The 26789-nt window shown below is 70.6% G+C and carries 24 protein-coding genes; 10 read left to right on the forward strand and 14 right to left on the reverse strand.

Annotated features, from left to right (window positions below; genetic code table 11):
- Positions 1-20: 20 nt before the first annotated feature.
- Together NKI68_RS18985 and NKI68_RS18990 are read right to left on the reverse strand one after the other, a co-directional pair.
- Positions 21-1283, reverse strand: coding sequence for a mandelate racemase/muconate lactonizing enzyme family protein (locus NKI68_RS18985; protein ID WP_254546870.1), 1263 nt, complete (start codon positions 1281-1283; stop codon positions 21-23).
- 101 nt (positions 1284-1384) lie between these two features.
- Positions 1385-2656 (reverse strand): RNA-guided endonuclease InsQ/TnpB family protein, encoded by a 1272-nt coding sequence (locus tag NKI68_RS18990; protein ID WP_254546871.1) that lies wholly within the window; start codon positions 2654-2656, stop codon positions 1385-1387.
- Between the two features lie 53 nt (positions 2657-2709).
- Here NKI68_RS18990 and NKI68_RS18995 point away from each other — a divergent pair, with 53 nt between their 5' ends.
- Positions 2710-2847 carry a hypothetical protein gene (locus NKI68_RS18995; RefSeq protein ID WP_254546872.1) on the forward strand — a complete coding sequence of 46 codons (138 nt, stop codon included), beginning with the start codon at positions 2710-2712 and terminating at the stop codon, positions 2845-2847.
- Positions 2848-3032: 185 nt separating this feature from the next.
- On the opposite strand, the gene NKI68_RS19000 is transcribed toward NKI68_RS18995, so the two are convergent.
- Genes NKI68_RS19000 through NKI68_RS19010 form a run of 3 tightly spaced genes read right to left on the reverse strand, consistent with a single transcriptional unit; the run spans position 3033 to position 6577 of the window.
- Positions 3033-4382 (reverse strand): dihydrolipoamide acetyltransferase family protein, encoded by a 1350-nt coding sequence (locus NKI68_RS19000; protein ID WP_254546873.1) that lies wholly within the window; start codon positions 4380-4382, stop codon positions 3033-3035.
- Positions 4383-4436: 54 nt separating this feature from the next.
- Positions 4437-5450 carry an alpha-ketoacid dehydrogenase subunit beta gene (locus NKI68_RS19005; RefSeq protein ID WP_254546874.1) on the reverse strand — a complete coding sequence of 338 codons (1014 nt, stop codon included), beginning with the start codon at positions 5448-5450 and terminating at the stop codon, positions 4437-4439.
- Positions 5447-6577, reverse strand: coding sequence for a thiamine pyrophosphate-dependent dehydrogenase E1 component subunit alpha (locus NKI68_RS19010; RefSeq protein ID WP_254546875.1), 1131 nt, complete (start codon positions 6575-6577; stop codon positions 5447-5449). Before NKI68_RS19010 ends, NKI68_RS19005 begins: the two co-directional genes overlap by 4 nt.
- 97 nt (positions 6578-6674) lie before the next feature.
- Between NKI68_RS19010 and NKI68_RS19015 the strand changes: the two genes are divergently transcribed.
- Entirely contained in the window at positions 6675-7877 is a 1203-nt protein-coding gene (locus NKI68_RS19015) for an MFS transporter (protein ID WP_368410984.1), read from the forward strand.
- Here NKI68_RS19015 and NKI68_RS19020 read toward each other — a convergent pair.
- The 4 genes from NKI68_RS19020 to NKI68_RS19035 all read right to left on the reverse strand — a co-directional run bounded on the left by NKI68_RS19020 (position 7874) and on the right by NKI68_RS19035 (position 12496).
- Positions 7874-9046 carry an enolase C-terminal domain-like protein gene (locus NKI68_RS19020; protein ID WP_254546876.1) on the reverse strand — a complete coding sequence of 391 codons (1173 nt, stop codon included), beginning with the start codon at positions 9044-9046 and terminating at the stop codon, positions 7874-7876. The two genes, NKI68_RS19015 and NKI68_RS19020, sit on opposite strands and share 4 nt — an antisense overlap.
- Positions 9047-9092: 46 nt before the next feature.
- Positions 9093-10181, reverse strand: a complete 1089-nt coding sequence (locus tag NKI68_RS19025) for a mandelate racemase/muconate lactonizing enzyme family protein (RefSeq protein WP_254546877.1) — start codon at positions 10179-10181, stop codon at positions 9093-9095.
- Between the two features lie 37 nt (positions 10182-10218).
- Positions 10219-11658, reverse strand: coding sequence for an amidase (locus tag NKI68_RS19030; RefSeq protein ID WP_254546878.1), 1440 nt, complete (start codon positions 11656-11658; stop codon positions 10219-10221).
- Positions 11659-11719: 61 nt separating this feature from the next.
- Entirely contained in the window at positions 11720-12496 is a 777-nt protein-coding gene (locus tag NKI68_RS19035; protein ID WP_254546879.1) for an HpcH/HpaI aldolase family protein, read from the reverse strand.
- Between the two features lie 152 nt (positions 12497-12648).
- Here NKI68_RS19035 and NKI68_RS19040 point away from each other — a divergent pair, with 152 nt between their 5' ends.
- The 5 genes from NKI68_RS19040 to NKI68_RS19060 are packed head-to-tail and all read left to right on the forward strand — an operon-like array spanning position 12649 to position 18958.
- Positions 12649-13563 (forward strand): dihydrodipicolinate synthase family protein, encoded by a 915-nt coding sequence (locus NKI68_RS19040; protein WP_254546880.1) that lies wholly within the window; start codon positions 12649-12651, stop codon positions 13561-13563.
- Between the two features lie 43 nt (positions 13564-13606).
- Positions 13607-14830, forward strand: coding sequence for an enolase C-terminal domain-like protein (locus NKI68_RS19045; RefSeq protein WP_254546881.1), 1224 nt, complete (start codon positions 13607-13609; stop codon positions 14828-14830).
- Positions 14831-14889: 59 nt separating this feature from the next.
- Positions 14890-16287 carry an FAD-binding oxidoreductase gene (locus NKI68_RS19050; RefSeq protein WP_254546882.1) on the forward strand — a complete coding sequence of 466 codons (1398 nt, stop codon included), beginning with the start codon at positions 14890-14892 and terminating at the stop codon, positions 16285-16287.
- 39 nt (positions 16288-16326) lie between these two features.
- Positions 16327-17820: an amidase gene (locus tag NKI68_RS19055; RefSeq protein ID WP_254546883.1), complete on the forward strand. Its 1494-nt coding sequence runs from the start codon at positions 16327-16329 to the stop codon at positions 17818-17820.
- Between the two features lie 34 nt (positions 17821-17854).
- Entirely contained in the window at positions 17855-18958 is a 1104-nt protein-coding gene (locus tag NKI68_RS19060) for an Ldh family oxidoreductase (protein WP_254546884.1), read from the forward strand.
- Here the strand turns inward: NKI68_RS19060 and NKI68_RS19065 are convergent.
- On the reverse strand, positions 18955-20175 hold the full coding sequence (locus NKI68_RS19065) for an MFS transporter (protein WP_254546885.1): 1221 nt from the start codon (positions 20173-20175) through the stop codon (positions 18955-18957). The two genes, NKI68_RS19060 and NKI68_RS19065, sit on opposite strands and share 4 nt — an antisense overlap.
- Before the next feature lie 113 nt (positions 20176-20288).
- On the opposite strand from NKI68_RS19065, the gene NKI68_RS19070 reads away from it, so the two are divergent.
- Together NKI68_RS19070 and NKI68_RS19075 are read left to right on the forward strand one after the other, a co-directional pair.
- The gene (locus NKI68_RS19070; RefSeq protein WP_254546886.1) at positions 20289-21224 is read left to right on the forward strand and encodes a 3-hydroxyacyl-CoA dehydrogenase family protein; all 936 of its coding nucleotides are present in this window, start codon (positions 20289-20291) and stop codon (positions 21222-21224) included.
- A gap of 124 nt (positions 21225-21348) precedes the next feature.
- Positions 21349-22224, forward strand: coding sequence for an SMP-30/gluconolactonase/LRE family protein (locus NKI68_RS19075; RefSeq protein ID WP_254546887.1), 876 nt, complete (start codon positions 21349-21351; stop codon positions 22222-22224).
- 41 nt (positions 22225-22265) lie between these two features.
- On the opposite strand, the gene NKI68_RS19080 is transcribed toward NKI68_RS19075, so the two are convergent.
- From NKI68_RS19080 to NKI68_RS19095, 4 genes are all read right to left on the reverse strand, one after another.
- On the reverse strand, positions 22266-22631 hold the full coding sequence (locus NKI68_RS19080; protein WP_254546888.1) for a Rieske (2Fe-2S) protein: 366 nt from the start codon (positions 22629-22631) through the stop codon (positions 22266-22268).
- A 2-nt stretch (positions 22632-22633) separates the two neighbouring features.
- Positions 22634-23713 (reverse strand): amidohydrolase family protein, encoded by a 1080-nt coding sequence (locus NKI68_RS19085; protein WP_254546889.1) that lies wholly within the window; start codon positions 23711-23713, stop codon positions 22634-22636.
- Between the two features lie 57 nt (positions 23714-23770).
- Positions 23771-24079, reverse strand: a complete 309-nt coding sequence (locus NKI68_RS19090; RefSeq protein ID WP_254546890.1) for a hypothetical protein — start codon at positions 24077-24079, stop codon at positions 23771-23773.
- 109 nt (positions 24080-24188) lie between these two features.
- Positions 24189-25355 (reverse strand): MFS transporter, encoded by a 1167-nt coding sequence (locus tag NKI68_RS19095; RefSeq protein ID WP_254546891.1) that lies wholly within the window; start codon positions 25353-25355, stop codon positions 24189-24191.
- Positions 25356-25511: 156 nt separating this feature from the next.
- On the opposite strand from NKI68_RS19095, the gene NKI68_RS19100 reads away from it, so the two are divergent.
- On the forward strand, positions 25512-26780 hold the full coding sequence (locus tag NKI68_RS19100; RefSeq protein ID WP_254546892.1) for an MFS transporter: 1269 nt from the start codon (positions 25512-25514) through the stop codon (positions 26778-26780).
- Positions 26781-26789 lie beyond the last annotated feature (9 nt).

Genomic DNA, 26789 nt, shown 5'->3' on the forward strand with positions numbered 1-26789 from the left:
CGGCGTCCGTCCCGACCGCCTCAGATCGGCTCGAGCGGCTCCTGTCCGGGGGCCGTGTGCGCTTCGAGCACGTCGAAGTCGAGTTCGAGTCCCAGTCCGGGGTCCTCCGGCACCTGAATCTCGCCGTTCTCGATGAGCGGCGACCCCGTGTGGAGGTCGTCCCACCACGCGACCTCGCGGGCGTGCCACTCCAGCGCGAACGCGTTCGGGACGGTGGCGCAGGCGTGGACGCCCGCGAGCGTGCCGACCGGACTGGAGATGTTGTGCGGCGCGGTGGGAACGTCGAAGGCGTCGGCGACCGTCGCGATCTTGCGGAACTCCGAGAGGCCGCCGCACTTCTGGATGTCCGGGGCGACGACGTCGACGGCCTGGTCGGTCAGGAACGGCAGGAACCCCTCGACGCGGGTGAGGTTCTCGCCCGCGAGGATGGGCGTGCTCGTGCTCTCGGTCACCTTCCGGTGGGCGTCGACGCTCTCCGGCGGGACGGGGTCCTCCAGCCAGTCGAGGGCGTACTCCTCGACGCCGCGGGCGATCTTGATCGCCGTCTCGATGGTGAAGTTCCAGTGGAGGTCGAAGCCGAGCGTCGGGTCGGAGCCCACCTCCTCGCGGACGGCGTCGACGATGGCGATCTTGTGCTGGATGGCCTCGTTCGAGAGGCGGCGGGTCGCGGTGTCGGCGTCCGCTATCCTGACGTCGAGGTCGAACTTCAGGGCGTCGAACCCCTCGTCGATCACCTCGCGGGCGACGGCGGCGTACGACTCCGGCGCGTAGACCTCCCGCGGGTCGGCCTCGGTCGCCGCCGCGAGGTTCTCGCCGGCGTGGCAGTCGGCGTATATCCGGACGGCGTCGCGGTACTTCCCGCCGAGGAGCTGGTAGATCGGAAGCCCGGTGACCTTGCCCGCGACGTCCCACAGCGCGATCTCGATGCCGCTCACCGCCGCCTGCGAGTAGCCGAGCGACCCGCCCAGCCCGGAGACGAGCTGCGTCATGTGCTCGACGAGGCGGTCCACGTCGAGGGGGTTCTGTCCGACCAGCCCCGGCTTCAGGAACTCGACGTACTCGCCTGCCGGACCGGGGAACGCTTCCCCGAGCCCGTACTCGCCCGCGTCCGTCTCCACCCTGATGATGTTCCACGGGAAGTTGCCCTCGACGACGACGCACCTCACGTCCGTTATCTCGACGTCGCGGTCGGGGGCGCGCCGGAGGCCGTCGGCACGGAGGTCGCGCCACCCGACGCCGCCGATCATGTCCGCCACTAACTGCCGGTATTTGGACTCTCGCATGCGCTTCGACGCTCTTGACATCCTCCCCGCCCTGAAGGGGCGGGGATTCCTCGCGTTGGGGGTCTCGGCTCATGCCGAACCACCCCGCGAGCGACATTCCCCTACGCCGGTTGTAGGGTACTCTGGTCTGTGCGCGCTTCTTTGGGACTTTCGTGAGAGTGTGGTATCTCCGACCAGTCGTGGTCGTCCCACTCGAATCGCACGGGCCGTGCCATCGGCCGTGGTACGTCTGTTTCGTGCCGCCTCAGGAACGTCTCGCTTGCGGTGAGGTCCGCGTGCCCCTCGAAGCCGCACGGACACGTGAGCGTATCGCGGTGGCGCGTCGTCCGGTCGGTCGAACCACAGTTCGGACACTCCCGGGAGGTCCACGCTTCCGACCGGACTTCGACCGTGATGCCGTATTCCTCGGCGGTATACGCGAGGCGCTTGATGAACGCACGGAATGCCCAGAAGTTGTGCGTCTTGGCGTTGGCTCGTACCGACCAGTGCGTTTCCAACACGTCGGTGAGGTCGCCGACGTACATCGTCGAAACTCCTTCTTCGTACAGGCGTTCGGAGAGATCCCGGGCGAGCGCGTCCATGGCGTGGTCGCGTCGTCGCGTCCGTCGGCGGTACAGCCGCCGAATCTGCTTCGACGAATACCGGCCTTCGCGGAGTTTCGACTGTAGCCGCGCGATTTCTCGCGTCGTTTCGCGGAAGCGGTCGAACAGGTCGCGTCCTTCGTAGAGGTACTGCTGACCGGTCGTGATTGTACAGGAGACGATGTTGCTTGCACCGATATCCAGAGCGGCGGTTTCGTCCGCCAGTGGTGAATCCAGTCGAGAATCGTCCACGGTGACTGGTTGAAAGGCCCTGAATTGGTTCGAAGACTCGTCGTAGTACAGTTCCAACCGACCTTGTTTGCCGTCCCACTTCGGAACGCCCGCGACTTCGAGACGAAGGCGCTCGGTGTAGCCGAGGCCGTACTTCTCTTTGAGTTCCTTCCCGACGGGGAGTTCGAGGCGGGAGCGGTCGCCCATCTCCAGCGTGTACTGGTCGTTGCGAATGTACGTGCGGAGTGTTCGACCGTCCTCCTCGTTGCCCCAGTAACCGGGCGGAGAACAGCGTTCGCCCTTCTCTTTGAGCGAGAAGAATGACCGCCACGCTTCTCGACTCTTCCGAATGAGTTGTTGGGCGGTGGCGCTTCCGAGAATGTCGACGTACCGCTTGCGGTAGTCGTCGGTGTCCCAGACGCTTTCGCCGTCGAAGTAGTTCTGGCGACGTTCGAAGGTGAGTTCGTTCCAGAGGCTGGCAGAAGCGTCCAACAGTTCGTGTAGTAACTCCCGGTCCTGTTCGGATCGGGGGCGTACAACGAATTGGTTGGTCCGCTTCATCAACATCTCGTACAACCCGAACGTACATAAGTGTATGTGTTCTGTAGGTGAGTATGGGACGAACGCTACACATCAAGGTTGATGATGACCAATACGAGTGGCTATCTACCGTGAAAGAACAACGCGGCCTCACGTGGCGCGGGATGTTAATCCACGCCGCCGAAGATTTGGAGATCTCGGATAGGCAATAGTCGGCGGTTGTTCGGCAGTGCCTATCGCTTAGACCCCGCCCTAAAGGGCGAGGCTTCCGATTGCTATACGTCAGCGACGGACAAATACGCTCCGACCGCCCGTCGCAGGGGGACGCTCGCCGCCTCGGGGGCCGGTGGCCGTCCGGGGGGACGGCCGACCGAAGGAGCAACGTGTCCCGCCCGACTCAGAGTCGCGCCAGGAGCAGGTCGGGGTCCTCGATGCTCCCGATGACGTGATCGGCGAACTCGGAGGCGGTGACGCCGTCGACGAGCCGGTGGTCGTACGACAGCGACAGGTGGAGTTGCTCGCGCACCGCCACCTCGCCGTCGACGGCGACCGGCTCCTCGCGGATGCGCCCGAGGCCCAGGATGGCCGCCTCCGGGTGGTTGATGATCGGCGTCCCGAACGTCCCGTTCTCGCTGTGGCTCCCCACGTTCGTCACCGTGAACGTGCTCCCGCGGAGCTGTTCGGGTGCCAGGGAGCGCTCCCGCGCGCCCTCCGCGAGGGCGTCGAGTTCCTCGGCCACCTCGACGAGCGACTTCTGGTCGACGTCGCGGACGACGGGGACGAGCAGGCCGTCCTCGGTGTGGGTGGCGACGCCGAGGTCGTAGCGGCGCTTCTCGACGATCTCCTCGCCCTCGATGCTCGCGTTCAGGAGGGGGAACGCCTTCAGCGCGGGAACGACGGCCTTGAGCACCATTGCCGTGTAGGAGATACGCGCGTCGTGCTTCTCGTTCAGCCGCTCGCGGAGCGTCACGAACTCGACCGCGTCGGCGCGGAAGCCCGAGGTGACGTGCGGTATCTCGGCGGTCGAGCGGACCATGTTGTCGGCGATGGCCCGCCGCAGCCCCCGCAGCGGACGGCGCGTCTCGCGCTCGCCGGACGACTCGGTCCCGACATCGGTCGACGCGGGGTCCCGCGACTCGTCGCCCCCGGCCGCCCGGCGCGTCTCGCCGTCGCGGTGGGCCTCGACGTCGGCGCGGAGCACCCGCCCGCCGGGGCCGGTCCCCTCGACGGTCGGGAGGTCGACGCCGACCTCGCGGGCGTACCGCCGCGTGCTCGGGGCCGCGAACACCCGAGCGTCGTCGTCGCTCTCGACGGTCCCACCGCCGACCGCGGTCGTCCCGTCGGTCGCGTCCGTCCCCTCCGTCCCGTCGGTACCGGCGACCTCGGCTCCGGCCGCCGACTTCGCGACCTCGTCGGCGGGTTCAGCGGCGGCTCCGGCGGCGGACTCGACGTCGCCCGACGCGGCGGCGTCGGCGCTCCGCTCCCGCCGTCGCTCCCGCGGGGGGTCGTCCGTCTCGAAGACGGCGACGACCTCGCCGACGGCGACGACCTCGCCGGGGTCCCCGCGCCGCGCGTCGAGCGTCCCGTCGCAGGGGGCCGGTATCTCGACGACCGCCTTGTCCGTCTCGACGTCGACGAGGGGGTCGTCCTCGGCGACGTCGTCGCCGGGGGCGACGTGCCACTCGACGATCTCGGCCTCGGTCAGCCCCTCGCCGGGGTCCGGGAGGGGGAACTCGTACCGCGTCATCGCCGCCTCCGGGCGGGCGTTCGTCGGCTCGGTTCGGCTCGTTCGGGGTGGGGGTCAGAACTCATAGGACATCACCGCCTTGATGGCGTGTTCGGCCCGCTCGGCGTCGGGCAGGTAGGCGTCTTCGGTCTGGTGGCCGGGGAAGTGGACGTCGAAGCCGGTCGCGCGCTTTATCGGCGCGTGGAGGTGATCGAGCGCGTACTCGTTCACCAGCGCCGATAGCTCCGCGCCGAGGCCGAGCGTGCGCCGCGCCTCGTGGAGGACGACACACCGGCCGGTCCGCTTCACCGAGTCGAGCACCGTCTCGACGTCCAGCGGCGACAGCGACACGAGGTCGATGATCTCGACGTCGGCGTCGACGCGGTCGGCCGCCGTCTCGGCGTGCCGGAGCATCGCGCCCCACGTCAGGACCGTCACGTCCTCGCCCTCGCGGACGACTCGCGCCTCGTCGATCGGCAGGACGTACTCGTCGGTCGGGACCGCCTCGCGCTCGCCCCGGTAGATCTTCTTGGGCTCGAGGAACATCACGGGGTCCGGGTGCCGGATGCTCGCCGCGAGCAGCCCCTTGGTCTGGGCGGGGGTGCTCGGACAGACCACCCTGACGCCCGGCGTGTGCGCGAAGTACGTCTCGGTGGACTCAGAGTGGTACTCGCTCGACTTGATGCCGCCCCCGTAGGGGACGCGGACCGTCATCGGCAACTCCAGGCCGCCGCCGGAGCGCTCGTGGAGTTTGACCAGCGAGTACATGAACTGGCCGAACGCGGGGTAGAAGAAGCCCATGAACTGGATCTCGGGCACCACGCGCTCGCCCCGCACGGCCATCCCGACGGCGGTGCCGAGGATGCCGCCCTCCGACAGGGGCGTGTCTATGACGCGGTCCGCGCCGAACTCCTCGTACAGGCCCTCGGTGGCGCGGTAGACGCCGCCGATGGGCCCCATGTCGTAGCCGAGCAGGCGGACCGAGTCGTCTCTGCGCATCTCCTGTCCCAGCGTCTCGCGGACGGCCTCGACGACGTTCCACGACTCGGTGTCGCTCGCGACGTCGGCGGCCGCGTCGCCGCGGCTCATTCGAACCCCTCCCCGTCGAAGTCGACGAAGGGGTTCTCCCCCGCCAGTTCGCGCCGCAGTTCGGCGCGCTGGTGGCGTTCGGTCCACGACTCGCCGTGGAGGTGGTGGTCGAACATCCGCTGGGGGTCCGACTCGGGCACCGCTCGCGCGGCGGCGACGGCCTCGTCGACGGCCGCCTCGGCCTCTTCGGCGACGCGGGAGGCGGCCTCGTCGTCCAGTACCCCCTCCGCCCGGAGGTACGCCTCGAACCGGTCGACCGGGTCGAGTTCGGCCCACCGCTCCAGTTCGGTCTCGTCGCGGTAGACGCTGTCCTCGTCGGCGGTGTTGTGGTCGACCATCCGGTAGGTGACGCACTCGAGGAGCGTCGGTCCCTCCCCGCCCCGCGCGCGATCGACCGCCTCGCGCGTCTTCTCGTACACCGCGAGGACGTCGTTGCCGTCGACGCGGTCGTGGGGGACGCCGTGGGCCTCGGCCTTCTGGGCGAACGTCTCCGCGGCGGTCTGGCGGTGGGTCGGCACGGAGATGGCCCACTGGTTGTTGTGACAGATCGTCACGGCGGGGGCCTCGAAGACGCCCGCGAAGTTCAGCGCCTCGTGGAAGTCGCCCTCGCTCGTCGACCCGTCGCCGACGTACGACATCGTCACAGTGTCCCGGTCGTTGAACCGGTCGGCCATCGCCGACCCGACGGCGTTGGTCACGTTCACCGTCAGCGGGACGTACGGCGGCGAGAAGTTCACCGCCGGTTCCCCCTCCTCATCGAGGTGTTCGGCCGTCGTCTCCGGTTCCGTACCCATGAGGCCGGCGAACGCCTTCGCGAGCGAAGCGTCCCAGTAGACCATCGCGGCGGTCTGTCGGTAGGTGGGGAAACACCAGTCGCCCGGTTCGAGCGCCGCCGCGGTCCCGATGGGGACGGCCTCCTCGCCCACCGACGCGGCGTGGATGCTTATCTCGCCCCGTCTCTGCAACCGGAGGGCCTTCTCGTCGAAGGCGCGACTCCGGACGAACGCCCAGTACATCCGTCGGAGCGTCCCCTCGTCGACGTCGGGCGGATCGCGAATCGGGCTGCCGTCCGGGTCGAGCACTCGGTAGAAGTCCTCCCGCGGGCGAACCTCCGTCCAGTAGGACATGGTAGGCGAGACGGAGCGTACCGTTGAAAATTTTTGGGTACGGGCGACGACGACGCCGAGTTTTTAGGGGGTACGCCCCCTGGTCGAAGTGATCCGAATGCGACTGGAGACCAACGACCGCGCGGTGCTCTCGCTGACGATGCTCGGCCACGCGATGGTCCACACCTACGAACTCTCGGTGCCGCTCCTGCTCCCCCTGTGGATGGCGGAGTTCGACGCGACCGCGGCGACCGTCGGCCTCGTCGCCGGGGCCGGCTACGTGCTCTTCGGACTCGGCGCGCTGCCGGGCGGCGTCCTCGCGGACGCCCTCGGTCGACGGCCGCTCATCGTCGCCTGTCTCGTCGGCATGGGGGCGTCCTTCCTCCTGTTGAGCGTCGCGCCCACGCTGCCGTTCGTCGCGCTCGCGCTCGTCTGCTGGGGGCTGGCCGCCAGCGTCTACCATCCCGCGGGACTGTCGCTCATCAGTACCGGCGTCGAGGAGCGGGGCACCGGCTTCGCCTACCACGGCATGGCCGGCAACCTCGGCATCGCCGTCGGTCCCTTCGCGATGGCGCTGCTCCTCGTCGCCGTCGACTGGCGGACGGCGGTCGCGATCCTGGCGGTTCCGGCGCTCGTCGCCGCGGCCCTCGGCCTCCGCGTCGACGTCGACGAGACCGCCGCCGTGCAGGCCGACGGTGGGCACGCCCCGCCGACGGATCTCGGGACGTTCCGCGAGCACTCGGTGCGACTGTTCGCCGGCGGCTTCGCGCTCGTCTTCCTCGTCGTCGCCGTCGACGGCCTGTTCTACCGCGGGATACTGACCTTCCTCCCCAGCCTGCTCGCGGACTCCGTCCCGACGGTGTCGCTCACCGGCGCGGACGTCGCCGGGTCGCGCTACGTCTACGCCGGTGTACTGATGGTCGGTCTGGTCGGCCAGTACGCCGGCGGGCGGCTCACCGATCGCGGCGACGTAGAGCGGGTACTGGCGCTCGATCTGGTCGCCCTCGCCGTCCTCGCGCTGCTGTTCGTCCCCGCCGCGAACGCCGGTCTGCTCGCGCTTCTCGCGGTGAGCGCGGCGCTCTCCGTGGTGCTGTTCGGCGAACAGCCCCTCTTGCAGGCGACCGTGGCCGAACACTCCGATCCGGGGCTCCGCGGACTGTCCTACGGCTTCATGTACATCGGCACGTTCGGCGTCGGCGCGGTCGGCGCGGCGGTCGCCGGCGCGATACTCACCTACGCCGACCGGGCGACGCTGTTCGCCGTCCTCGCCGCAGTCGCGCTGTTCGGCGCGGGGGTGGGGTTCCTCCTCGCCCGTCGCTAGTCGTAGACGCGCCCGCCGAGCGCGTTCTCCTCGACGTAGTCCCAGTCGTAGGTGACGCCGAGGCCCGGCCCGGTCTGGACCGACACGTGTCCGTCGTCGACCTCGTCCACGGCGTCCGTGTAGCCGTCGAGGTAGACCGGCGACTCGACGTGGGGCGTCCCGAAGTCCGGGCCGACGAGCCCGAGTTCGTAGTAGTTGGCGTTGCGGGTCGCCGCCATCAGCTGCCGCTGGACGGGTCCGGCGAGGTGGTACTCCACGTCGAGTCCGAACCCCTCGGCGACGCGGGCGATCTTCGTCGCGCCGGTGACGCCGCCGTCCCACTCGGGGTCGGCGCGGGCGAAGTCGGTCGCCTCGGTCGCCAGGAAGTCCGCGTGGGGCTCCAGTCCCCGCACCAGCTCGGTCATCAGGAGCGGCGTCTCCAGTCGCTGGCGGAGCTTCCGGCTGGCGTGTTGCGATCGAGTGGCCCCCCGGAGCGGGTCCTCGTACCAGAGGAACCCCTGTTCGTCGCAGGCCTTCCCCACCGTCAACGCGTCGGCGAACGTGTGGTACTCGCCGACGGGGTCGAGCATGAGGTCCATCTCGTCGCCGACGCGCTCGCCGACCGCGCGGACGATCGCCACCTCGCGGTCGACGTCCCTGTCGTCGAGCCCACCGATCGGGTGTATCTTGAACGCCCCGACGCCGCGGTCGAGACACGTCTCGGCGAAGTCGGCGTACGCGTCCGGCGAGTCCAGCCCGCCCGCCTCGCTCCCGAAGTAGGTCGAGACGTAGACCGGAAACCGCCGGCGGTAGGTGCCGAGCAGGTCGTGGATGGGGGCGTCGTGGTACTTCCCCGCGAAATCCCACAGCGCGATGTCGAGCGGACCGATGCCCATCCGGTCGTACTTGCGGAGGGCGCGTTTCATCTCCGACCAGTGTTTCTCGCGGTGGAGCGGGTTCTTCCCGACGAGGTAGTCCGCGACCAGGTTCACCTGCGCGAACGCGGGGGAGTTGCCGCCGACGTACTCGCCGGTCACCCCCGCGTCGGTGTGGACGCGGATCCCGTAGGTGACCATCTCCCGCGTCCGCCCGGGTTCGTAGACGGCGTCGAACCCGTGGGGGTTCGTGGTGACGTTCTCCAGCGGGTAGGTGAACTCGGTCGTCTCGATCCGTGTGACCGTCGGTGCCATGCGAGGGGCACTCTCGGCGGGGGTAAGGGAGTTGCGGTGGCGGCGCTCACCCGTCGATTCTGTGGGCCTCGCGGGCGTCGGGGTCGATCCGACAGCCGTGGCCTGGTTCCGCCGGGAGGACGACGCGGCCGTCGCGGACGGTCGGTCCCGAGGCGAGAAGCGGCGAGGCGTCGTACTCGGGGATGTACTCGGCGTACAGGCCGTTCGGGGCGGCGCTGACGAGGTGGGCGCTGACGGCGTAGTTGACGTGCGGCGCGAACGCGACGCCGCGGCTCTCGGCGAGGCTGGCGACCGCCCGGAGTCCCGTGACGCCGCCGCCGCGGATCAGGTCCGGCTGGGCGACGTCGACGGCGTCGGCGTCGAGCAGGTAGCGCAGTCGCTCCGGGCGGTAGAACATCTCGCCGGACGCGACGGGGACCGTCGCCGCCGCCGCGACCCGGCGGTAGCCGTCGACGTCGAACTCCGAGACGGGTTCCTCGACCCAGCCGACGTCCCGTTCGGCGAGCGCCGCGACCGCCCGCCGGGCCTCCGCGACGGTCCACGCCTGGTTGGCGTCGACGAGGATCTCGACGTCGGGACCGAGCGCCTCCCGGAGCGCGTCGACGCGGTCGAGGTCCGCCTCGAGCGACCGCGCGCCGACCTTCGTCTTGAACGCCGTGAACCCGCGGTCCGCCTGCTCCGCGTGTCGCTCGACGAGCGTCTCCAGGTCGTCGCCGGCGTCGAGGCGCGAGCAGTAGGCGGGGACCTCCCGGTCCTCGCCGCCGAGCAACCGGTAGAGCGGGACGCCCGCCCGCTGTGCCTTGACGTCCCAGCAGGCGACGTCGATGGCAGAGCGGGGGTGCGCAGAGAACCCGAGTTCGCCCGGGTAGTAGAGCGTCCGCTCGCGCATCGCCGCGCGTAATTCCTCGGTGGCGAAGGGGTCAGCGCCGACCAGCAGGTCCGAGAACTCCCGCGCGTAGCGCGCCAGCAGGTCGGGGACCCGCCAGGTGCTGATCCACCCGGTGCCCGTCAGGCCCGCGTCGGTGTCGAGTTCGACGACGACCCAGTAGCGCTCCGTGACCGACGCCCGCGCGTCGCCGAGTTCCGACTCAAGCGGCGCGCGGAGCGCGTCGACGCGAACGTCGGTTATCTCCACGGTCGTCGCCCCCCTCGATCGCGGTCGCGGTCGACGCTCATCGGGGGTAGGTGTCGGCCCACGGTCTGACGCGCTCGAACGCCGCGCTCGCCGCCAGGACGTCGTCGTCGGCGTGGCGCTGCCCGACCACCTGCATCCCGACGGGGAGCCCGTCGTCGGTCAGTCCGGCGGGGACCGACGCGACGGGGTGCCCGGAGAAGTTGAACGGCTGGGTGAGGAGCCACCCGCGTAGCGGCTCGACCTCGACGCCGTTCACGCTCGTCGGGTGCTCGCCGTGCGGGAACGGCGGCACGGCCGCGGTGGGCGTGAGGAGCAGGTCGTACGCCGCGAGGAGGGCCCGGATCCCGTCGTAGACCCGCGTTCGGACCCGTTGCGCGGCGGCGTACTCGCGGGTCGTCACCCCGTCGCTCTCGAGGATCGTCTCGACGGTGACCGGGCGGAGCAGGTCGCGGTCCTCGCCGTAGGGGTCGAGGCCCTGCCGTTCCAGCCCGTCGAAGAGGCCCTCCCAGCGGACTTTCGCGAACGTGTAGAAGGCGTTCAGGATCGCGTCCTGATCGACCCCGAGGTCCGGATCGACGCGCTCGACGGACGCGCCGGCGTCCTCGAAGGCGTCGGCGGCGTCCTCGACGACCTCCTCGACGGTCGGTTCGACGGGGTAGCCCCCGAGGTCGGGGCTGTAGGCTATCGAGCGGCCGTCGACGCCGCGCTCGGTCGCGGCGAGGTAGTCGCCGGGGTCGTCGGGGAGCGAGAAGGGGTCCGCCGGGTGCTGGCCCGCCATCACGTCGAGCATGAGCGCGGCGTCCTCGACGGTGCGCGCCATCGGCCCGACGTGCGAGAACGGCGTCCCCGCCTCGAAGGCGTCCGGACGGCTCACGCGGGGGACGCGCCCGAACGACGGCTTCAGGCCGTAGACGCCGCAGAACGCCGCGGGCGTCCGGATGGACCCGCCCGTGTCCGACCCCTGCGCCAGCGGGGCCATCCCGGCGGCCAGGGCCGCCCCCGCGCCGCCGGAGGAGCCGCCGGCGTTCAGCCCGGGCGCGAACGGCGTCGACGTCGGTCCGGCGACGAGGTTGTCCGTCGTACAGCCGAGCCCGAACTCGGGCGTGTTCGTCTTTCCGACGACGACGGCCCCGGCGTCGAGCAGTCGATCCACGAACGGTTCGTTCTCCTCGGCGACGTTGTCCTCGAACAGGCGCGACCCGAACGTCGTCCGGACGCCCGCGATCCCGTCCAGGTCCTTGATCGCGACGGGGACGCCGTGGAGCGGGCCGAGGTCGTCGCCCGCTTCGACGGCGCGTTCGGCCGCCCTGGCGGCCTCGCGCGCTCGCTCCTCGGTGACGGTGACGTAGGCGTTGACCTCGCCGTCGCGGTCCGCGATGCGGTCTATGTGCGCCTCCACCACCTCGACGGGTGACAGCGACCCGTCCCGGATCCGTCTCGCCAGCTCGACCGCCGACGCGTACCACAGGTCTGACATACCCTCCGGTGGACCAGCGAGGTGAAAAAGCTAGCCCGGCCAGCCCTGCGCGCGGGGCCGCTCACCGCAGCGCGTCGATCCGGTCGCCCAGCACCTCCCTGACCGCGCCGACCTCGTCGCCGACGCGGAGGACGGTGTACCCGTCGTCGATGGCCGCCGCCGCCGCCTCGGTGTCGTGTCTCGGCGCGCCGAACGGCACGCCCGCGTCGAGGCAGGCCGATTCCACGCGCTCGATGGCCGCCGCGACCTCGGGGTGGTCGGTCTCCCGGGGGTGGCCCATCGAGATGGAGAGGTCGTTCGCGCCGATGAAGACGAAGCCCAGGTGCGCCACCGAGAGGATCTCCTCGACGCTCTCGACGGCCGAGCGACGCTCTATCATCGCGCCGACGAGCACCTGTCCGTCCTGCCGTTCGGTGAAGCCCTCCGCGTCCGCGCCCCACTTCGTCGGACGGCCGCCGCCCCACCCGCGGTTTCCGGGCTCGCCGTCGAACTCGAACCGGGCCGCCCGGACGGCACGCTCGACCTGGTCGGCCGACTCCACCTGCGGGACCAGGAGCGTCGTGACGCCCGTATCGAGCACCTTGTGGACGAGCGGCGACTCCGCGTGCGGGACGCGAACCAGGAGTTCGACGTCGGCGATCTCGGCCGCCCTGACGAGCGCGTCGAAGGCGGTGCCGTCGTAGGGGCTCGGCCCCGCGTGCTCGAGATCGAGCCAGACGAAGTCGTACCCTAACTGTCCGTACACCTCGACGAGGACCGGCGACGCGGTCTCGGCGCGCGCGCCGAGGACGATCTCGCCGGACTCCAGTCGACTCCGAACCTCGTTCTCACCGTTCATGCCCGTCCCACTCACGAACCGACGGCAAAGCCCTTTGGGTCGCTCACCCGACGGCGAGCGCGTCACGACGATGCGTCAGACAGTGTCAGGCATACACTTAACACGTGTCGGGTCGGACGTGGGAGCGTTCCGGATCCGTCCGAGCGATCACCATGACCGAGATACGCGGAGTCGTTCCACCGATCGTAACGCCGTTCGACGAGACGGGCGCGGTCGACGCCGACGCCCTGCGCGAGGAGATACGGTACCACCTCGACGCGGGCGTCAACGGCGTCTCCGTCGCCGGCAGCACCGGCGAGGGCAACGCCCTCTCGGTCGACGAACACGAAGCGGTGTACAGCATAGCGACCGAGGAGGCGGACGGCGAGGTCCCCGTCGTCGCGGGCGTCATCGCGACGAGCGCCCGCGAGGCGACCGCGAAGGCCGAACGCGCCCGGGACGTCGGCGCGGACGCCGTCATGGCGACGCCGCCGCACTACGAGCGGCCCACCGACGACGGTCTCGTCGACTACTTCGCGGCCGTGGGGGACGCCGCCGGGCTGCCCATCCTCATCTACGACGTCATCGAGAAAGTCGACGTGACGGCCGAACTGGCCGCCCGAATCGCCGAGGAAGTACCCGAACTGTACGGCATCAAGCAGAGCGGCGGCGACATGCACGGCCTGGCGAACATGCTCACCACCGTCGGCGACGACCTGACGGTCCTGACGGCCCTCGACGACCTGCTCTTTCCCTCGTACGTCCTCGGCGCGGAGGGGACCATCGGCGGCGTCACCTCCATCTACCCCCGGGTGAGCGTCGACCTCTGGGAGGCCGTCCAGGTCGGCGACGTCGACCGGGCGCGAACCATCCACGAGGCCACGCTCCCGCTGGCTAGGGCCGCGGTGTGGGACCGCGAGGGCAACTACCCCGGCGGCGTGAAGGCGGCCATCGAGATCCTCGGTCGGAACCCCGGTCGTCCGCGAAACCCCATCGTCGAGTCGTCGGGCGCGGACCGGAGGCGAATCGCCGCCGCCGTCGAGACCATGCGCGCCCGGGGCGTCCACGAGTCCTCCGTGAAGGGATAGCACACCGGTATCTTTATCCCGACGCTCGCCGGCGAGGCCGACCATGGAGATAGCCGAGATGGAGGTGATCCCGGTCGCCCACCGGGAACCGCCGCTCCGGAACTCGTGGGGGGCGCACAGCGAACTCGCCGCGCGGACGATCGTCCGCGTGACGACGAGGGACGGCGAGGTCGGCGTCGGCGAGACGTACGGCGACGAGCGGGTCGTCGACGCCCTCGAGGGGGCCGTCGATCTGGTGGAGGGGCGCGACCCCTACGAGGTCCGCCCGCTCGAACTCCGCCTGCAGGACCCGATGGTCTACGGCGCGATCGACACCGCTCTCGTCGACCTGCTCGGCAGGGCCCACGACGAACCCGCGTACAACGTCCTCGGCGGTCGCGTCCGCGACGAGGTGGCGTTCTCGGGCTACCTCTTCTACAAGTACGCGGACTCGGATCCGGACGCCGCCGCCGTCGCGCCGGGGGAGGTGCTCTCGGCGGAGGCGATGGTCGAGGAGGCCCGCCAGTTCGTCGACCTCGGGGGGTTCGAGACGCTGAAGGTGAAGGGCGGCGTCCTCCCCCCCGACGAGGAGGTGCGGACGCTCGAACTGCTCGCCGAGGAGTTCGGTCGCGACACGCCCCTCCGCATCGATCCGAACGGGACGTGGAGCGTCGAGACGGCGGTGCGCCTGGCGACGCGCCTCAGAGAGCTAGACCTGAACCTCCAGTTCCTCGAGGACCCCGTGCCGTCGATGAACGCCCACGCCCGGCTCAAGCGCCGCGTCGACTACCCGGTGGCGACCAACATGTTCGTCACCGAGTTCGACCACATCGCGCCCGCGGTCGAACTGGACGCCGTCGACGTCGTCCTGAGCGACCACCACTACTGGGGCGGAATGCGCGGCAACGTCCGCCTCGACGATGTCGCGGGGACGTTCGACCTCGGGATCGGGATGCACTCGAACTCCCACCTCGGGGTGAGCATGGCCGCGATGGCGCACGTCGCCGCCGCGATGCCCGCCCTCCGCTACGCCTGCGACTCGCACTACCCGTGGATGGCGGACGACGTGGTGACCGACCCGCTCTCGTTCGAGGACGGGTGCATCGAACCGGAGGGTCCCGGTCTCGGCGTCGAACTCGACGAGGGGGAACTCCAGCGCCTCCACGAGCGGTACGAGGAGGGCGATCCGCTGGCGTACTCGTCGGTGTCGTCGATGGCGGCCGAGTACGCCGACGCGATGGCCGACGTCGGCCGCTCGGACTGGCTGCCGAACAAACCGCGCTGGTAGCCGCGCGGCCGCCGTCGATCCGTGACAACGCTTAACCGGGCGTGCTCGTATCTCACGGCATGAGCGAAACCGAGACCGGCTACGACTGTCGCTTCCTGGCCGACGTCGTCGACGAGGGTCGGGTGAGCTTCGAGGAGAGCCGCCGCGAGCAGTACGCCGTCGACGCCGGGCCGCACGACCCGCGAACGCCGGACGCGGTGGTCTGGCCCGCCGACGCCGCGGAGGTGTCCCGCGTCCTCGCGGCGGCGAACGAGCGCGGCGTCCCCGTCACCCCGTGGTCGGGCGGGTCGAGCCTCGAAGGCAACCCCATCCCCGTCGAGGGCGGCGTCGTGCTCGACGTCTACGGGATGGACGAGGTGTCGGTCCGCGCCGAGGACCTCCAGGTCGTCGTCGGCCCCGGCGTCGTCTACGACGACCTGAACGAGACGCTGGCCCGCGAGGGCCTGCGCTTCCCGCCGGGCATCTCGAGCGGCGACGTCGCCACGATCGGCGGCATGATCGCCAACAACGCGAGCGGGTTCAACGCCGTCCGCTACGGCGAGACGCGCGACCACGTCCGCCGACTCGAGGTCGTCCTCCCCGACGGTCGAATCGTCGAGTGCGGCCGCGACGTCGTGAAGACCTCCGCGGGCTACAGCCTCAAGGACCTCTTCGTCGGCAGCGAGGGGACGCTCGGCGTCGTCACCGAGGCGACGCTCGCCGTCGAGGGTATCCCCGAACACCGTCGGGCGGCGCTCGTGACGTTCTCGACCGAGCGCGACGCGAGCAGCGCCGTCTCCGAGGTCATCCGCTTCGGCGTCCGCCCGGGTGCCATCGAGTACCTCAGCGCGCCGACCGTCGGGATACTCGACGAGTACGACCCCGACCTGGGGCTGGAGGTCGCACCGACGCTGATCGTCGAACTCCACGCCAACAACCGGGGGATCGACGAGGACGTCGCGTTCGTCCGCGACATCTGCGAGGACAACGGCGCGACGGGGTGGAACGCCGCCGCCGGGGACGAGATGGACGAGGTCTGGCGCGCGCGCCGCGAGGCGTACACGGCCATCCGCACCCACCGCGAGGGCCTCGAGCCGGTCCTCGTCGGCGACGTCGTGGTCCCCATCTCGCGGTACCCTGACGTCGTCGAGGCCGTCGCCGAGGCGAGCGCCGACCTCGACCTGCTCTGTCCGGCCGTCGGCCACGCGGGCGACGGTAACCTCCACTACACGCCGATCGTCGACCGTGACGACGAAGACGAGGTGTCGCGGGCGTTCGAACTGAACGACCGCATCGTGACGCGAGCCATCGAAATGGGCGGGACGGCGACGGGCGAACACGGCGTCGGCATCGGGAAGCGGAAGTTCATGGAACGAGAACACGGCGCGGCCCTGGAGCTGATGCGCGACATCAAGGAGATCGTCGACCCCAACGGCATCATGAACCCGGGGAAGGTCATCCCGGACGCGACCGAGTGAGGGTGAGGAGTTAACTGCCCCAGTGCCGAGGTACGCCACATGAGTCGGCTCGGCGATACGACGGAGCGGGACGTGGCGGCCGCGGCGGAGCGGATCGGTCTCGACCTCGGCGACGGGGAGCGCGCGGCGGCGGTCGACCGGATCGCGGCGCTGTCGGGGATCTACGACGACCTCGAGGTCGCCCCGGTCGGTCGCCGACGCACCGCCCGCGACGTCTTCGAGACGACCCCCTACCGCCCGGACGAGGGCACCGATCCCCACAACGCGTGGCTGTGGCGGTTCGACCTCGTCCGCCCCGGGGGGACCGGCGTCCTCGACGGCCTCGACGTCGCCGTCAAGAACAACGTGGCCGTCCGCGGCGTCGAACTGACCTGCGGGTCGCGGGCGTTCGAGGGCGTCGTCGCCGACGCCCACGCGGAGGTCGTCGAGCGCCTCCTCGACGCCGGCGGTCGGATCGTCGGCGCGACGAACATGGACGAACTCGCGTTCGGCCCCACCTCGGAGACGAGCGCCTTCGGCCCGACGACGAACCCGGTCGACGCCGACCGCGTGACCGGCGGCTCCTCCAGCGGGAGCGCCGCCGCGGTCGCCGCCGGAGACGTCGACCTCGCGCTCGGTTCGGACACGGGCGGGAGCGTGCGCATCCCCGCGAGCTACTGCGGCATCGTCGGTCACAAGCCGACCTACGACCTCGTCCCGCGCCGCGGCTTCGTGGCGATGGCGTACTCGATGGACCACGTCGGGCCGCTCGCCCGCGACGTCGAGACGGCGGCCCGCGGGCTGACGGCGCTGGCCGACGCCCCGCCGGGGGAGCCCACGATAGACTACGCGGCGGACCTCGGCGTCGACGTCGGCGACCTCACGCTCGGCGTCTGCGAGCGCTTCTTCGAGACGTACGTCGCCGAGGGCGTCGAGGCGACGGTCCGCGACGCCGTCGACCGGCTGGCCGACCGCGGAGCGACGGTCCGCGAGGTGGAGATCCCGGGACTGGAACGCTCCCGCGAGGCGTGGTGGGGCATCGCGCCCGTCGAGTTCGCGGCGACGTACGCGACCGCGGGCGTCGGCCTCTGGCGGCGCGGTCGGGTCGACCCGTCGCTCGCGGCGTCGGCCCGACGCGTGCGCGACGCGACGAGCCGGGAGTTCGGCGACCACGCCACGGAGATGCTCGCGCTGGGCGGGACGCTCCTCGATTCACACGGCGGGACCCACTACGTCCGGGCGCAGAACCTCCGGGCCGACCTGACGGCGTCGTTCGATCGGACGTTCGAGGAGGTCGACCTCCTCGTCTCGCCGTCGACGCCGACGACGGCGCTCGGCCTCGGCGAGTTCGAGCGCGGGGTCACGCCGCCGGTCAACTGGAACACCCACCCGGCGAACCTGACGGGTCACCCCGCGGCGAGCGTCCCCTGCGGGGAGGCGGAGGGCCTCCCGGTCGGCCTCCAGTTCGTGGGGCCGACGAACGGCGACAAGCTGGTTCTCGACGCCGCGTACGCGTTCGAGCGCGCGGCGTCGGCCACGCCCCCCGTCGACTGAGGGTTTAACTACCCGCCCCGTGAGAGGGTAACCCATGAGGCGGATCGACGCGGCGGAACTGGAGGCGTTCGTGCGGGCGATCGTGGCGGGTCTCGGTGCCGACGAGGACGTGGCCGCCGAGGTGGCGGCGTCGCTCGTCGAGGCGGACCTCGCCGGCCACGGCTCGCACGGCTCCATCCGGATGGGAACGAGCTACGCCGAGATGATCGAGACGGGCGACATCGACCCGGGGGCGACGCCGGATGTGGCGCGGCTCTCGCCGACGGCGGCGCGGGTCGACGGTAACCTCCAGTACGGGCAGGTGGTGGGACGACGCGCGGTCGAGGTCGGCGTCGACCTCGCCTCGGGGAGCGGCGTCGCCGTCGTCGGCGTTCGCGACGCGACCCACCTGGGTCGCGTCGGCGAGTGGGCCGAGCGGGCGGCGGACGCGGGGTTCTGTTTCGCCTCGTTCGTCAACACCGGCGGCGGCGCGCCGCTCGTCACGCCGCCGGGCAGCGCCGACCGCCTCTTCGCGACGAACCCCCTCGCCTTCGGCGTCCCCTCGTTCGGCGCGCTCGAGCACCCCGTCGTCCTCGACATCGCCACCAGCCAGGTCGCCCACGGGAAGGTGACGAAGCGGGCCGTGGAGAACCGTCCCATCCCCGACGGGTGGATCATCGACGCGGCGGGCGAGGCGGTGACCGACCCGCGGGAGTACGAGGACGGTCGGGGGGTGATGCTCCCGCTCGGCGGCGTGCTCGCCGGGTACAAGGGGTTCGGCCTCTCGATGATGGTGGAGCTGTTCGCCGGCGTCGTCGGCGACGGGCGGGTGTCGGGACAGCCGACCGACCGCCGCGTCAACAACGGCGCGATGTTCGTCTTCGTCGACCCCGACGTCTACTCCTCGCGGGCGGCCAACCGCACCCGCGTCGAGGCGCTGGACGAGCTGCTGCGGAGCGCCGACTACCCCGACGCGGTGTCGATGGGGCCGACGGCGAAGGGCGACCGGGCGATGCTCCCCGGCGAGGCCGAACACGCGACGCGACTGGAGCGACTCGCAGAGGGTATCCCCTTCCACCGGGAGACGCTCGACCTCCTCGCGGACACCGCCCGCGAGGCCGGCGCGGCGGCGGCGGTCCCCGACTCGTTTTCGCCCTAGTCGGCCGTCGGCGACCGTGCCGCGGCGGGTTCCGGCGTGACGGCGGCCATCCCGAGGCCGACGAGACCGACGAGGGCCGCGAGCAGGAACGCCGGACGGTACGAGCCCGTCCGCTCGATGAGGACGCCCGCGGTGATGGGCGCGGCGAACGAGCCGAGCGAGGACGCGCCGGTGAGCGCCGCCACCGCCGTCGTCGCCACGGAGGGTCGAGCGAGTTCCCGAACGTAGGTGTACAGCAGGCCGATCGCGAGCTGGACGAAGAACCCCGAGAGGACGACGAGGACGAAGACGACGGCGACGGTGGAGGTCCGGGTCAGCGCGACCACGACGGGGACGGGGATCAGAAACGACAGCACGGTCACGGGCCGACGGCGGCTACCGAAGACGCGGTCCGAGAGGACTCCGCCGCCGGAGCGGGCGACGACCCCCATCGCGGGGAACAGCGAGACGGCGAGCCCGCTCGTCGCGAGCGTCGCCCCGAGGTGGTCCGTCAGGTAGGTCGGCAGCCAGCTGTTCAGGAAGGAGTACAGCGAGAACGTCGAGACGCCCATGACGGAGACGGCCCAGAACGCGCGGTTGCCGAACACCTCGCTCGCGTCGGCCAGTCGGGGGCCGGACGTGGCCGATCCGCCGGCGACGGCGACCCCCCGCGAGGACCGCCAGAACGCCGCGAACGGGACGACCGCGAGGACGCCGAAGACGCCGATCGTCGTCGTCCAGCCGAACGCGCCGGCGATCCGCGGGCCGAGGAACTGCGCCAGCGCGAACCCCGTCGGCGCGCCCGCGGTGAAGACGCCGACGGCCGTCGCCCGACGGCGGTCGTCGAAGGCGCGCGCCAGCACCGACACCCCGGCGTTCCAGACGACCAGGCTCGCCAGGCCGCCGAGGACGCGCGAGGCGACGAGCGGGTAGTACGCGCCCGCCGCGGCGCTCGCCGCACCCCAGACCCCCGCGACGACGAGCGCGAGCGTCGCCGCGGCGACGAACCGGCGCGTGTCGTAGCGGTCGAGACCGAGGCCGACGGGCACCGTCGCGAGTATCTGGATGCCGAAGACGACGCTGACGACCCAGCTCGCCGCCGCCGCGCCGACGTCGAGCCTCGACATCACGACCGGCAGGACGCTCGCGGGGACGATGAGGTAGGCGTTCGCCAGCGCCGAGAGGGCGAACAGTTCGGCCACGAGAAGCCACCGCCGGTCGAGGGAGGGAGGACGCATCCGTCTCGGGCGGAGGCGGCGACGGTTACTAACGGTTTTCGAAGCGGCAGTCCTCCCGCGAGCCGTCACCCGGGGGAACGTTTAGTACGGGTGGCCGAGCACGACACACCGTCATGATGCGAACGGTAACCGTCATCGGCGCGGGCGACATGGGACACGGGTTCGCGGTACACTTCGCGCTACACGGCCGGGAGGTGACGCTCGTCGACCACCGGCGGTCGAACCTGGACGAGGCCGAGGAACGCATCCGCGAGGTCGTCGAGTTCCACGACGAGGAGGGGCTCGCCCCGGCGTCGCCGGACGAGGTGCTCGACCGCGTCTCCTTCACGCTCGACCGGGACGCGGGCGTGAGCGACGCCGAGTTCGTCCTGGAGACGGTCCCGGAGGACCTCGACGTCAAGCGGGAGGTGTTCGAGTCGGTGGCCGCCGCCGCGCCGTCCGACGCGGTGCTCGCAAGCAACACCTCGGGCATCCCCGTCACCGACATCGCCGCGGGCAACGCGGCCGCCGACCGGATCGTCGGCTGTCACTGGTGGTACCCGCCGTACCTCCTGACGCCCGTCGAGGTGGTCCGCGGCGAGGCGACGAGCGACGAGACGATGGACCGGACGGCGGCGTTCCTCGAGGACGTCGACCGGACCCCGGTCGTCGTCGAGCGCGACGTGCCGGGGTTCGTCTGGAACCGCGTCCAGAACGCCGTCGTCCGCGAGTGCATGCACCTCGCCGAGGAGGGCGTCGCCTCCGTCGAGGACATCAACGCGGCGGTCCGCGACGGCTACGCCCGTCGGACCGCCGTCATCGGTCCGTTCGAGACGATAGACGTCGGCGGCCTCGACCTCTATCGGACCGTCGCGGGCAACCTCTTTCCGCACCTCTCGAACGCCGACGAGCCGAGCGACCTGTTCGACGAGTACCTCGAGCGGGGTCGCGGCGGCATCGAGGACGGCGCGGGATTCTTCGAGTACGACGCCCCCGCGAGCGAGGTGACCCGCCGCCGCGACGAGGGGCTGGCGGCGCTCGGGCGCGCCCTCGACGACCGGCGGGACTGAGCGGCGGCGTCCCTCGAACGGGTCGTCGCCCTCGTGCGGTCGGTTCGTCCCCGACGACGGTACCGCGAGCGCCCCGGGCGTTCGCGGGGGACGACTTATTAGCGGCGGCCGCGACGACGACCGCATGAGCTGGCGATTCGAGCGGGTCGCGGGGCCCTTCGGGACGACCGAGGGGCCGGTCTGGGACGGTGAGGGTGTGCTGTTCACCGACATGCCGTCGAGCCGCGTGATGCGGTACGACGCGACCACGGGCGACTGCGGGGCGTATCGCACCGGCACGAACAACGCTAACGGGCTGAAATTCGGCCCCGACGGCGGCCTCTACGCCTGCGAGATGGGCGGTCGTCGCGTCGTCCGCTACGAGGCCGACGGCGGCGTCACCGTCGTCGCAGACGAGTACGAGGGCGGCCGACTCAACAGCACCAACGACCTGGCGTTCGACGCCGCGGGTCGGCTCTGGTTCACGGACCCCTTCTACGACACGTCGTGGGTGGACCACGGCGACGACCTCGACCTCGACCACCGCTCGGTCTACCGGGCCGACCCGACCGACGACTGGGCGCTCGCCCGGACGACGTACGACACGACGAACCCGAACGGCCTGCTCGTCTCCCCGGACGACGGGACGCTGTACGTCGCCCAGAGCCGGTACGGCGAGGGCAACCCCCGCGAACTCCGGGCGTACCCCATCGAGGGGGACGATCTCGGCCCGTACGAGGTGTTGCACGACTTCTACCCCCACCGCGGCGTCGACGGGATGTGCCTCGACGAGGAGGGGAACGTCGTCGCCACGGCGGGCTACGAGGAGGGCGGCCCCGGCCCGATGCTCTACGTCTTCACGCCCTCGGGGCGGGTGCTCGAGACGCATCCCGTCCCCGACCCCCGCCCGACGAACTGCTGTTTCGGCGGCGACGACCTGCGGACGCTCTACCTCACCGGCTACGACGGCTGTCTGTACCGCGCCGAGACCGACCGTCGGGGGTACCTCGGCGCGCCGTAGCGTCCGCCGACGGCGAGGGGACGACGAACCGCGCGGTGTACTCAGAGCGTGACCACAACGTCCCCCCCGACCTCCTCGACCGGATACGACGGCAACGCGACCGACCGCCTCGAGAAACACTCCCCCGTGAGGGCGTCGTACTCCCAGCCGTGCCACGGACACATCAGCACCTCCCCCTCGCGGCACCACGACAGCGACACCTCGTTGCCCTCGCGGTCGTACGACGACTCGTAGGTGCCGGTGAGCGCCCCCTCGCAGACGGGACCGCCCTGGTGGGCACACCAGTTCAGGTAGGCGTGGAGGTCGCCGTCGAGCCTGAAGACGGCGACTTCCCGGCCCTCGAGTTCGACGACGACGCGGTCGCCCTCCGACAGTTCCGACGCGCTGACGACGACGTGCTCCCCCATGGTCAGATGGAGAGGTCGAACGCTTCGACGGCGTTGTCCGCGAGGACGGCCGCGCGCGTCTCCTCGGGGTAGAACTGCCGGAGGTGCCTGTCGAGCGCGTCGGGGTGATCGAAGTCCCAGTGGGGGTAGTCGGTCGCGAGCATCAGGTTCTCGGTGCCGACGACGTCGAGTATCCGCTCGAGGTGGCGGGGGTCGTTCGGCTCGCCGATCGGCTGGCTGGCGAAGTAGAACTGGTCGCGGATGTACTCCTCGGGGCTCCGCTCGAGGAGCGGCGCTTCGCGGCGGCGCATCCCGTACTCCTTGTTCAGCCGGAACATCATGTACGGCACCCACGACAGGCCCGCTTCGAGGAAGCTGAAGTTGAGATCGGGGAACTTCTCGGGCGTCCCGTTGACGAGGAGGCTCGTCACGGTCAGCATGTGCGCCCACGGGTGTGCGAGGACGTGCGTCGCCATGAACCGGTTGATGGCGCTGTCCTGGATCGGGAAGTCGCGGGCGAACGGCGCGCCGGCCGACGCGTGGTAGGCGACGTGGAGTCCGTGGTCCTCGGCGGCCCGGTACATCACGTCGAAGTCCGGGTGACCGAGCGGGAGGTGCGCGCCGCTGTTGAGGACGTAGACCCCCTCTATCCGTTTCTCGGACGACATCCGGTCGATCTCGTCGGCTGCGGCCTCGGGGTCCTGGGTCGCCACCGACAGCAGCCCGCGGAAGTTGTCGTACTCGTCGAGGTAGTTGTCGAGGAGGTAGTCGTTGTACGCCCGCATCATGTTGACCGCCCGGTCGTCCTCGGGGACCGACGCGAGGACGGGGAAGGCGTTGATGATCGGGTAGTCGACGTCGAACCCCTCACAGACCTTCCGGTAGACCGTCTCCGCGTCCGGAAGCGACTCCTTCTGGATGTTGCCGCCCATGTATCGATCCCACCCGCTCCGGTGGACGGCCGTGTACGTCGGACGCTTGATCGTGCTCCGGTAGGGTTCGTCGCAGTAGTCGGCGAGTTCCTCCAGCGGGATGCGGAGGTGGACGTCGACGTCGACGACCGTGTTCTCGGCGAGCGGACTTCGCCCGGTTTGCGTTGACATGGTCGGTATGGTACCTCGTGGCGCGGCAAATAGTTTTGCCGACGCCGGAGGCACGACTCACGCCAGCGCCGCCGTCACGCGTCGGCGGAATTCCGCGGCGTCGACCTCGTAGACCGTGTTGCCGTTGTCGTCGCGGTGGCGGCCGATCGTGAAGAGCGTCTCGCCGTCGGCGCGGACCTCCCAGTCCGCGGGGTAGCCCCCGAAGCCGACGAACCGGAGGGTGCAGTCGTGGGTCGCTTCGAGCGGGTCGACGACTTCGTGGGCGTACGTCCCGTCGCGGAACCGCGACGGTTCGTACGGCGGCAGTTCCATCTCGGCGCGGAGGCGGTCGTTGCGTCGCCACCACTCGGGCTTTCCGTCGACCATGTCCGGACGGACGTGCGCCCGCCTCAAGTAGCTTATACTGTCTGCCGTACCGTCGCGGATCTCGCCACCGGGGGTAGCGAGTCGCGTCACGACGGTACGGCAGACAGTATCAGAGACCGAGGTCGAGGGCGCGGTTCGCGGCGATACAGACCACCGCGAGGCCGAGGACCGCGCCGACGACGCCGTAGGCCGCCGCCCAGCCCGCCGTGTCGGCGAGTATCCCGGTGACGGCGCTCCCGAGCGACCCGACGAACATGTAGATCGTCCGCACGAGGCCATAGGCCGTGCCGCGCTGGGCGTCCGAGAAGAGGTCCATGAACCGGGACTGGAAGACGCCACCCCAGCCGAAGCCGAACCCCAGCAGCCCGACGCCGACGAGGGCGACGAGCGACGGGTCGGCGACCACGACGACGCCGAAGCCGACGACGGCCGTCGACAGTACGAGGGCGAGCACCGTCTCGCGGGCGAACCGGTCGGAGAGTCGGCCGTAGACCGGCTGTGTCACCGCCGACAGCAGGAAGACGACGCCGAAGACGAGGCTGGCGTTCGTGAGCGTGAGCCCCCGGTACTCGACGAGGAACGTCGGGAAGAAGGTGGTGAACGACTGCCACGTGTAGGCGGTGGTGACGCCGATGAACGTCATGTAGAGGACCGACGGTCGCTTCAGGAGGGCGACGGTCGTGGCGAGGACGTCGGGCGCGTCCCGCGTCGTCCCGGTGCCGTCGACGGGTTCGACGTGCCGAAGGAAGACGGCGGCACCGAGAAACGAGAGGACGGCCCCGAGGAGCAGCGCGGGACGCCACCCGTACCGGACGCTGACGGCGGCGGCGACCGCGGGCGCGACGAGTCCCGCCGCCGGCCCGGCGGCCGAGTGGACGCCGAGGACCTGACCGTGCCGTCTGAAGGACTTGACGAGCATCGACGTTCCGACCACGAAGTAGAGGCCGGCCCCCGCACCGAGCGCGAGTACGGCGACGCCGAACAGGAAGAACGACGGCGACAACGCGAGGAAGAGACTCCCGAGGCCCGTCAGCACGAGCGAGACGAGGATGACCCGGTAGTCGCCGACGCGGTCGGCGATGACGCCGCTCGGGAACTGCAACAGTGCGTAGATGGCCCACATACCCGTGAGCGCGAGGCCGACGACGCTCTTCGAGAGGTCGAACGCGTCGATGACGTTCGGGAGGACGGGGCTGATGACGAGCCTGGACGCGTTGTTGCTGAAACAGGCGAGAAACGCGGCCGCGAGTAGCGTGTGCTGATACCGCCAGTTCACGAGGGAGCCACCGGCGGCCTGGGACAAATGTGTATCTATCGACAACCGGATTGCCGCAAGTCGCCGCCGCCCGGAGCGGGGTTCGTAGAGTGCCCCGATCGGTTGTCTTTAGTAGCCACGTCGCGGACTCTCACCCTATCGGGTGAGACGAGAGACGTGACCGCGAACGAGAACCGACGGGAACGAATCCAGCGGTTCGCCATCGGCGTCGCCGCGGCGGCGAACAAGGGCAGAGCCGTCCTGATGGGGACGGCGATGGCCGTCTACATCGGCCAGGTCGGCACGCCCCTCGCGGTGAGCCTCGTGTTCACCGTCTACTGGTTCGGGCTGATGGTCTTCTCGCCCGTCGCGGGGGCCGTCGCCGACGTGACCGGCCGCCGTCGCGCGGTGCTCGTGGGGACGGCGCTCCTCTCGACGCTCGCCGTCCTGCCGCTCGTCGTCGTCGACGGCGTCCGGGAACTGCTCGCGTTCCGCGGCCTGTTCGCGGTCTTCGCCGCCGGGTTCCTGCCTGTGATGCTCGCGATCGTGAGCGATCGCGGCGGCGCGGAGGCGCGCGGCCAGTCGCTCGGCTTCTTCAACAGCACGCAGGCCGTCGGCTTCACGCTGGCGCAGTTCTTCGCCGGCGTCCTCCTCGGACTGGTGGCACCGTGGACGCTCTACCTCGTCGTCGCCGCCGTCAGCGCGAGCGTCGCCGTCGCCGTGGTCTTCGTGCGCGATCCGACGCCGCCGAACGCGGGGTCGCCGACGCTCGCCGAACTGACCGCCGAGGTGCGGACGCGGCTCCTCCCGGCGAGGGCGGACCGCGACCACCTCGCCAACAACGGACTGAAGTGGCTCTACGTGGCCGTCCTCCTGCGGAACATGACCGTCCTCGGGACGTCGAGCCTCCTCCCCATCTACCTCGTCGGCGAGATCGGCGTCACGGAGTTCGTGATGGGCACGCTCCTGGCGATCAACCCGGCCGCGCAGATGCTCTTCATGTACCTGTTCGGCCACGTCGCCGACGCCTCCGGGCGGAAGCCGCTGATCGTCTACGGGATGGCGGGCGCGGGCGTCCACGCGCTGATCGTCACCGCCGCCGTCGTGCCCGCGTCGGTGCCGGTTCGCGCCGTCGTCGTCGCCGCCTCGTTTCTCGTGCTCGCGGCGGCCTACTCCTCGGAGACGACGGGCACCTACGCGTTCATCGGCGACGTCTCACCCGAAGAGCGCGGGTCCGAACTGATGGGGTTGCACTCGACGGCCCGCGGCCTCGGCGGCGTCGTCGGGCCGGTCGTCGTCGGCGGTCTGGCGACGCTGTTCGGTTACGAGGTGGCCTTCGTCTCTGGGAGCCTGCTCGCGTTCGCCGCCACGGCGCTGGTCGCCCGCTCCCTCGTCGAGAGCTACCCGACGGCGCGGCGACGGGGTCACGTCCCCGTCGAGGACTGACCTGACCTG

This window comes from Halomarina pelagica, assembly GCF_024228315.1.
GTDB classification, from domain to species: domain Archaea; phylum Halobacteriota; class Halobacteria; order Halobacteriales; family Haloarculaceae; genus Halomarina; species Halomarina pelagica.